Annotated in this window: 9 protein-coding genes; 7 read left to right on the forward strand and 2 right to left on the reverse strand. The window is 68.8% G+C overall.

What is annotated here, in order from left to right; genetic code table 11:
- From VAE46_RS08685 to VAE46_RS08710, 6 genes are all read left to right on the forward strand, one after another.
- Positions 1 to 816: ABC transporter permease (locus VAE46_RS08685; protein WP_322796535.1), on the forward strand; the 816-nt coding region annotated here is incomplete at its 5' end.
- A 5-nt stretch (positions 817 to 821) separates the two neighbouring features.
- Complete coding sequence (locus VAE46_RS08690) at positions 822 to 1,592, forward strand: ABC transporter ATP-binding protein (protein ID WP_322796536.1); 771 nt, start codon at positions 822 to 824, stop codon at positions 1,590 to 1,592.
- 89 nt (positions 1,593 to 1,681) lie between these two features.
- Positions 1,682 to 2,812: an agmatinase family protein gene (locus VAE46_RS08695; protein WP_322796537.1), complete on the forward strand. Its 1,131-nt coding sequence runs from the start codon at positions 1,682 to 1,684 to the stop codon at positions 2,810 to 2,812.
- Positions 2,813 to 3,040: 228 nt separating this feature from the next.
- Entirely contained in the window at positions 3,041 to 4,261 is a 1,221-nt protein-coding gene (locus VAE46_RS08700; RefSeq protein ID WP_322796538.1) for a CaiB/BaiF CoA transferase family protein, read from the forward strand.
- Between the two features lie 99 nt (positions 4,262 to 4,360).
- The gene (locus VAE46_RS08705) at positions 4,361 to 4,912 is read left to right on the forward strand and encodes a YqgE/AlgH family protein (protein WP_322796539.1); all 552 of its coding nucleotides are present in this window, start codon (positions 4,361 to 4,363) and stop codon (positions 4,910 to 4,912) included.
- 43 nt (positions 4,913 to 4,955) lie between these two features.
- Positions 4,956 to 5,525, forward strand: a complete 570-nt coding sequence (locus VAE46_RS08710) for a peroxidase-related enzyme (RefSeq protein ID WP_322796540.1) — start codon at positions 4,956 to 4,958, stop codon at positions 5,523 to 5,525.
- Positions 5,526 to 5,597: 72 nt separating this feature from the next.
- Here the strand turns inward: VAE46_RS08710 and VAE46_RS08715 are convergent, their stop codons facing one another.
- Positions 5,598 to 6,128: a fasciclin domain-containing protein gene (locus tag VAE46_RS08715; protein ID WP_322796541.1), complete on the reverse strand. Its 531-nt coding sequence runs from the start codon at positions 6,126 to 6,128 to the stop codon at positions 5,598 to 5,600.
- Positions 6,129 to 6,322: 194 nt separating this feature from the next.
- Between VAE46_RS08715 and VAE46_RS08720 the strand changes: the two genes are divergently transcribed.
- Complete coding sequence (locus VAE46_RS08720; RefSeq protein WP_322796542.1) at positions 6,323 to 7,168, forward strand: zinc metalloprotease HtpX; 846 nt, start codon at positions 6,323 to 6,325, stop codon at positions 7,166 to 7,168.
- Positions 7,169 to 7,233: 65 nt separating this feature from the next.
- Here the strand turns inward: VAE46_RS08720 and VAE46_RS08725 are convergent.
- Positions 7,234 to 7,594 (reverse strand): ROK family protein (locus VAE46_RS08725; RefSeq protein WP_322796543.1); only part of this gene is annotated, 361 nt, incomplete at its 5' end.

A 7,594-nucleotide genomic window follows, 5' to 3' on the forward strand; every position in this document is an offset into this window, starting at 1 on the left:
GTCCGCCCGCGGCCCCTCGGCGGGCGGCGCCAGCGCACGGCGCTGCAGTTTGGGGGGCAGGTCCCCCGGCCGGCGCTGGTCGGCCTGGCTGCGCTGTCATTCGCCCTTCCGTTTGTCCTCTGGACGCTCCTCGCCGCAAGCGGGGCGGTCAGCCGCGTCTTCCTGCCCCTGCCCACCGACGTCCTGTCGGCCTTCGAGCGTCTCCTCACCAGCGGTCAGCTCTTCACGGACACGGCCGCCAGCGTGCGGCGCGTGGGCATCGGGTTCGCCATCTCCCTCGCCATCGCGATCCCGGTGGGCCTGTCCATGGGCTCGTACCGTGCCGTCAACGCCCTCTTCGAGCCGTTCATCGGCTTCCTCCGCTACCTGCCCGCCACGGCGTTCGTGCCCCTGCTGCTCATCTGGCAGGGCATCGGCGAGGAGCCCAAGGTCACCCTCATCATTCTCGGCACCGTCTTCTTCAACACCATCATGGTCGCCAACACGGTTTGGCAGGTGCCGACCGAGCTGGTCCGCGTCGCGCGCACCCTCGGTGCCAGCACGCCCCAGCTGTTCCGCCACATCATCCTGCCGCACACGCTCCCCGGCATCATCGATACCGCCCGCGTCAACCTCGCCGCCGCCTGGAACCTGATCGTCGTGGCCGAAGTGCTCGCCGCCGATGAAGGACTCGGGAGGCGCATCTCGATCGCCGGCAAGTTCCTCCGCGTCGACGAAATTTTCGCGGTCCTGGTCGTCATTGGCCTCATCGGCCTCACCACCGACCTCGCCCTCCGGCACCTGCGCAACCGCATCGCCCCCTGGTCCCAGGAGTAACCGCCATGAGCGCCAGCCTCGAAACCCGCAACCTTTCCAAGCAGTTCACCGTCCGCGGGCGGACCGTTCCGGTGCTCTACGACATCAGCCTCGCCATCCAGCCGGGCGAGTTCGTCAGCATCGTCGGCTCCTCCGGCTGCGGCAAGTCCACCTTCCTCAACATCCTCGCCGGTCTCGAGTCCCCGACCAGCGGGACGGCGCTCATCGGAGGCCAGCCCATTCTCGGCCCCGGTCCGGACCGCGGCGTCGTCTTCCAGTCGTATTCGCTCCTGCCCTGGCGAACGGTCGAACAGAACATCGCGCTCGGGCTCGAACTGGCCGGCGTCAATCGCCGCGCCGCCCGCGAAGTGGTCGACTACTACCTCGGCGTCGTCGGGCTCAGGGACTGGCGCAACGCCCGCCCGTCGCAGCTCTCCGGCGGCATGCGGCAGCGCGTCGCGATCGCGCGCGCCCTCGCCACCGGGCCGGAGGTCCTCCTGCTCGATGAGCCGTTCGCCGCCCTCGATGTCCAGACCAAGGCCGGCATGCACGAATTCCTGCGCGACCTCTGGCTCCAGACCGGCACCACCATCGTGCTCGTCACCCACGATGTCGACGAAGCCGTCTACCTCTCCGAGCGCATCTACGTGTTCGCCGCCAGCCCCGGCCGCGTCCGAGCCGACGTGCCGGTGCCCTTCCCCCGCCAGCGCTCGCCGTCGCTGCGCCGGGAGCCTGCCTTCTTCGACCTGCGCGACCGGGTGCTCTCCCTGGTCGGGTCGGTCGAGGTCCCGGTCTGACCGCTGCCGCGACATCCTCGTTCGCCCGTGAACGTCAGCCAGCGTGCGGATGCCCCGCACTGCCCAACTCAGCCTGCCCGGAGGATGCCATGACCCACTCGCACAACCCTCTCCACCTGCACGACCGCTACGGCCCCGAAGCCCGCTACGCCGTCGAGGCCGAGGCCAGCCTCCCCACGACGCGCTGGGAGGAGGAGGTCGCCCGGGGCCTCGAACTCGGCCTGCCCGCCGCCGATTCCCTCCGCGACCGCACCATCCCCACCTTCAGCCGCGGCGAACTCCCGCACTTCGCCGGCATCAACACCTTCCTGAAAGCCCCCTACCTGGAGGATGTGCGGAAATGCGGGCAGTTCGATGTCGCCATCCTCGGCGCTCCCTTCGATGGCGGCACCACCTACCGCCCGGGGACGCGCTTCGGACCCCAGGGAATCCGCAAAATCTCCGCCCTCTACGGCACCTACAGCTTCGAGCTGGGCGTCGACCTCCGGGAGTCGCTCACTATTGCCGACCTCGGCGATGTCTTCACCATCCCGGCCAACATCGAAAAGACGTTCGACCAGATTGCGAAGGCGGTCAGCCACGTCTACGCCAGCGGCGCCTTCCCCGTGGTGCTCGGCGGCGACCACTCCATCGGTTACGCCACCGTCCGCGGCGTCGCCGAACACCTCGGGAGCAAGAAGCTCGGCATCATCCACTTCGACCGCCACGTCGATACCCAGGAGTACGACCTGGACGAGCGGATGCACACCACGCCCTGGTTCCACGCGACGAATATCCCGAACGTCCCGGCCACCAACCTCGTCCAGATCGGCATCGGCGGGTGGCAGGCCCCGCGGCCCGGAGTGAAGGCGGGCCGGGAGCGCGGCACCACGATCCTCACGGTCAATGACTGCGTGGAAATGGGCATCGAAGAGGCCGCCCGCCGGGCGCTCGAGGTGGCCTGGGATGGCGCCGATGCCGTCTGGCTCAGCTTCGATGTCGACTGCCTCGACGCCGCCTTCGTCCCCGGCACCGGCTGGCCCGAGCCGGGCGGCTTCCTCCCTCGCGAAGTGCTCAAGTTCATCCAGCTCATCGCGAAGGAGCCCCTGGCCGGCATCGAAGTCGTCGAGTGCTCGCCGCCCTACGACTGCTCCGACATCACCTCCCTGATGGCCACCCGCGTCATCTGCGACACCCTCGGGTCCCTCGTGCGCAACGGTCACCTCGGCCGGCGCCCGTGAAACGTCCGCGGCGGCCCGGGACGTGGGCGTGCTCGAGCGCGAGCCGTCGTCACGGCCGCGGTGCATCCAGAGCCGTCCCGGGCGGCTTCCGGACGACACATCCCGCTGGCCGGGGCGAAGGCCCTCACCCCTCGCCCCGGCCGCGGGAGCCGCTCCGGTCCCTAACCCCCGCGACAGGCGTCGCAGGCGTTGCTACACTCCCCGGCATCCCGGCCCCGGGGGTCCGCCATGGCAGCACTCGATGGCCTCAAAGTCCTCGACCTCACCCAGTACGAAGCCGGCACCACCTGCACCCAGTATCTCGCCTGGCTCGGCGCCGAGGTCGTCAAAGTCGAGCGCCCCGGCGTCGGCGATCCTGGCCGCCACGTCGCAGGAAAGGGCCGCGACTCCTACTACTTCCTCTCCTTCAATAACAACAAGAAGAGCCTCGCGATCGCCCTCGATACGCCGGAGGGCCGCGACCTCTTCCTCCATCTCGTTCCGCGCTTCGACGTGGTCGTCGAAAACTTCTCCTTTGGCACCATGGAGAAGCTGGGCCTCGCCTATGAAACCCTGAGCGCCATCAATCCCGGCATCATCTATGCCACCATCAAGGGCTTTGGCACCACCGGCCCGTACGCCGAATACCTCTGCTTCGATATGGTCGCTCAGGCCGCTGGCGGGGCCTTCAGCGTCACCGGCACCCCCGATGGTCCGCCCATGCGCCCCGGCGCCACCTTCGGCGATACCGGCTCCGGCGTCCACACCGCCCTCGGCATCCTCGCCGCCGTCCTACAGCGCCAGAAAACCCGCCGCGGGCAGATAGTCGAAATCTCCATGCAGGAAGTCATCGCCAACTTCATGCGCGAACCCATGGCCCAGCGCGAATGGCGCGACAGCCCCATCCAGCGCCGCGGCAACCGCACCGTCGTCCCCACCGACCTCTACCCCTGCGCCCCCGGCGGGCCGAACGACTACCTCTACATCATGGTCGTCACCTCCCGCATGTGGGACGCCCTCGTCACCGCCATCGACCGCCCTGAGCTCGGGCTCGATCCCCGTTTCGCCACCGTCCGCGACCGGCACGCCAACGGCGACGCCCTCTGGGAGATCATCGCCGAATGGACCCGCCAGCGGACCAAGTTCGAAGCCATGGAACACCTCGCCGCCCACGGCGTGCCCTGCAGCGCCGTCTTCGATACCGAAGACATCCTCGCCAGCCGCCATCTCCGCGCCCGCAACATGATCAGGACCATCAACCACCCCACCGTTGGCGAATTCCAGCTCCTCGGGCCGCCCATCCACCTGAGCGACTCGGAAGTCGAACTCCAGCCCGCACCGCTGCTCGGACAGCACACCGCCGAGGTCCTTGCCGCCGAGCTGGGCCTCACCCCGGGCGACCTCGCCGACCTCGCCGCCCGCGGCATCATCGGCCTCCACGAATCCGCTCAGCCCGGCGTCCCCGCCTGACGGTCACCGCCGGCACGTTCGTCCGGCCCCCGCACCCCCTCCCGCGCCTGTAGCCGCCGGCCGCTGGCCTCTGCCCGCCGCCTTCGGCATGATCCCACCGTGGCCGAATCGCTCGCCGGCAGGCTCCTCGTTGCCTCCCTTTCGCTCGTCGACCCCAACTTCTTCCGCACCGTCGTCCTCGTCTGCCTCCACGACGAAAACGGTGCCATGGGCCTCGTCCTCAACCGCCCGCTCTCCTCAGCGCCCGTCCACGAGCACCTGCCCGCCTTCGCCGAACTCGCCGCCGCACCGCCCGTCATCTTCCAGGGCGGCCCGGTCGAGCCAACCGCCGCGATCGCGCTCGGCCAGTTTCGCCCCGGCTTCACGCCCGCAACCGCCGTGGTCGGCCGTACCGGCCTCGTCGACCTCTCCCGCCCTCCCGAAGACCTCGCCGCCGCGCTCGAATCCGCCCGCGTCTTTGCCGGCTACGCCGGCTGGTCCGCCGGCCAGCTCGAGGGCGAAATCGAAGAGGAAGCCTGGTTCGTCGTCCCCGCGCTCGAAGAGGACGCCTTCACCGCCGACCCGACCACCCTCTGGCGCCGCGCCCTCCGCCGCCAGCCCGGCAAGCTCGCCCTCTTCGCCTGGGCCCCCGCCGACCCTCGCGTCAACTGACCCGCCCGTTGACGCACGCCCACACCCCGCGCATTCTCCCCCCATGACCAGCGAACGCATCTCGTGGTTCCCCGTCCTCGAGCGCGACCAGCTCTCCGAAGAGGCCCGCGCCCTGTTCGCCCAGCTCGAAGAACGCCTCGGCTTCGTTCCCAACGTCTTCCGTGCCCTCGCCTGGCGCGGCGACCGCATGCTCAAGTGGTACGCCCACTACCAGTCCGTCATGGAGCCGACCCCCGGCCTCGGCAAGGCCGAGCGCGAGATGATTGCGGTCGTCGTCTCCATGCAGAACCAGTGCCTCTATTGCCTCACCGCCCACGGCTTCGCCCTCCGCGCCATCCTCAAGGACCCCGTCAAAGGCGACCGCATTACCCTGGACTACCGCAAGGCCGGCCTCACCGAGAAGCAGATGGCCATGCTCGATTTCGCCGTCAAACTCACCCTCGACCCGGTCACCGTCACCGAAGACGACATCGACGAGCTCCGCACTGTCGGCTTCAGCGACGAGGACGCCTGGGACATCGTCGAGGTGACCGCCATGTTCAACTTCACCAATCGGCTCATGAGCGGCGCCGGCGTCCTCCCCAACCCGGAATACCACGGCATGGCCCGGTAGCTGCCTCCCTGGCCGCACAGGCAGCGGGCCGGGAGAGCTCCCTGCCCGCTGCGAGTTCGCCTGCTTCCGGACCTATTCGGGGATCAGCACCCGGTCGATCACGTGGATGACGCCGTTCGTTGCCTGCACATCCGCCGTGACCACCGTCGCATCGTTGATGCGCGCCTGGCCATTTTCGACGCGGATCATGAGCTTCGAGCCCTCCACCGTGGTCGCCTCAGTCATGGTCGAAACCTGGTCCGAGGTCACCCGGCCAGCCACCACATGGTAGGTGAGCACCTTCGTCAGCTCATCCTTGTTGGCCAGGAGAGAATCCAGCGTGCCCGCCGGGAGCGCCGCGAACGCCTCGTCCGTCGGCGCGAACACCGTGAACGGCCCCTCGCCCTTCAGCGTCTGCACCAGCCCGGCCTCTTCCAGCGCCTTCGCCAGCGTGGTGAAGTTGCCAGCGGCCACGGCCGTGTCGACGATGTCCGCCGTCGCCGCCGGGGCCGTCGGAATCGGACTCGCCTCTTCTTCCTCGTCGTCGCCGCCGCAGGCCATCCCAATGGCCGCAATGCCGGCCGCGGCAAGCAACACGGCGCCCCGCATTCGAACAAACCTCATCGAGAACCCCCTTGCGGTGTTTCCCGGCCCGCTCGAGGTCGAGGGCGCGGGCCGGGTACAGACGGTACGCAGGACATGGGCCATTTCGATCCCTGAAAATAAAGACGGGGTTCAGCGGCCTTTCCCGTTTGCGAACCCCGCCCCGCTCTCGGCGGCAGCTATACTCGATTGCAGGAGGTAGCCACGTCCCACCCATGAACTTCGTCAAGACCACCGTCCTGCTCGCTGCCCTTACCGGCCTGCTGGTTGCCGTCGGCGGCTTTATCGGCGGTACCGGCGGGGCCCTCGTCTTCCTCGTGTTTGCCGGCGTGATGAACTTCTTCGCCTACTGGTTCAGCGACCGGCTCGCCCTCGCCATGGCTGGCGCACACGAAATCTCCGAGGCCGATGACCCGCGCCTCTTCGCCATCGTCCGCGAAGTGGCCGAGGCCGCCCGCATGCCTATGCCTCGCATCTATGTGGTCGAAAACCCCTCGCCCAACGCCTTCGCCACCGGTCGGGACCCCAACCATGCCGTGGTCGCCGTCACCACCGGCATCCGGCGGCTCCTCACCGTCCGCGAGCTGCGCGCCGTCATCGGCCACGAAATGGGCCACGTCAAAAACCGCGACATCCTCACCAGCTCCATCGTCGCGACTATCGCCGGCGCCATTTCGATGATCGCCCAGGTCCTCATGTGGACCTCCATCTTTGGCGGCCGCGACCGTGAACAAAACCCACTCGTCGCGCTCATCGTCATCCTTATTGCGCCCATCGCTGCCACGCTGCTCCAGCTCGGCATCAGCCGCTCGCGTGAGTACGCCGCTGATGAAACCGGCGCCCGCGTCACCGGCGACCCCCTCGCCCTGGCCAGCGCGCTCGAAAAGCTAAAGCTCGGCATCGCCGCCATGCCCATGGAGCCGACCCCTGCCCAGGAGGCGGTCTCCGCCCTCTACATCGCCAACCCCTTCCGCGGCGAAGGACTCGCCAACCTCTTCAGCACCCACCCGCCGCTGGATGAGCGCATCCGCCGCCTCCGCGAGATGGCCGGCCGTATCTGATTCGTCTCCCTCCCAGCCGACAACCGCGGGCCGCCCGAACGGGCGGCTCGCGCCATTTCCGAACCTCAGCTCCCCTCGAGGTACTCCAGCGCCACCGCCGCCGCCCCGAGCAGCCCCGCGTTCTCGCCCAGCTCGCTCAGCCGGACGTTCGCCGCACCCGCCGCCCCGTACACCATCGACCGCATCGCCGCCCGCATCGGTTCGAGCAGCATCTCCCCCATTGCCAGCAGCCCGCCCGAGAGCGTAATCGCGTCCGGGTTAAGCACGTTCGCCAGGCTGCCGAGTGCGAGCCCCAGGATGTGCCCCCCGTTCCGAATCTCCGCCTCGCAGGCCGGGTCCCCCTTGCGCGCGGCATCGTACAGGTGCGCCGCGGTCGGTTCCGCGTAGCTCACGACCTCCTTCAGCACCTCCGACTTCCCCAGCTCC

This window comes from Tepidiforma sp. (assembly GCF_034433535.1).
Classification (GTDB): Bacteria; Chloroflexota; Dehalococcoidia; order Tepidiformales; family Tepidiformaceae; genus Tepidiforma.

Bases quoted from the DNA above. Each gene is read 5' to 3' on its own strand.
- VAE46_RS08690 (WP_322796536.1), top strand. From the start codon at position 822: ATGAGCGCCAGCCTCGAAACCCGCAACCTTTCCAAGCAGTTCACCGTC.
- VAE46_RS08695 (WP_322796537.1), top strand. From the start codon at position 1,682: ATGACCCACTCGCACAACCCTCTCCACCTGCACGACCGCTACGGCCCC.
- VAE46_RS08700 (WP_322796538.1), top strand. From the start codon at position 3,041: ATGGCAGCACTCGATGGCCTCAAAGTCCTCGACCTCACCCAGTACGAA.
- VAE46_RS08710 (WP_322796540.1), top strand. From the start codon at position 4,956: ATGACCAGCGAACGCATCTCGTGGTTCCCCGTCCTCGAGCGCGACCAG.
- VAE46_RS08715 (WP_322796541.1), bottom strand. From the start codon at position 6,128: ATGAGGTTTGTTCGAATGCGGGGCGCCGTGTTGCTTGCCGCGGCCGGC.
- VAE46_RS08720 (WP_322796542.1), top strand. From the start codon at position 6,323: ATGAACTTCGTCAAGACCACCGTCCTGCTCGCTGCCCTTACCGGCCTG.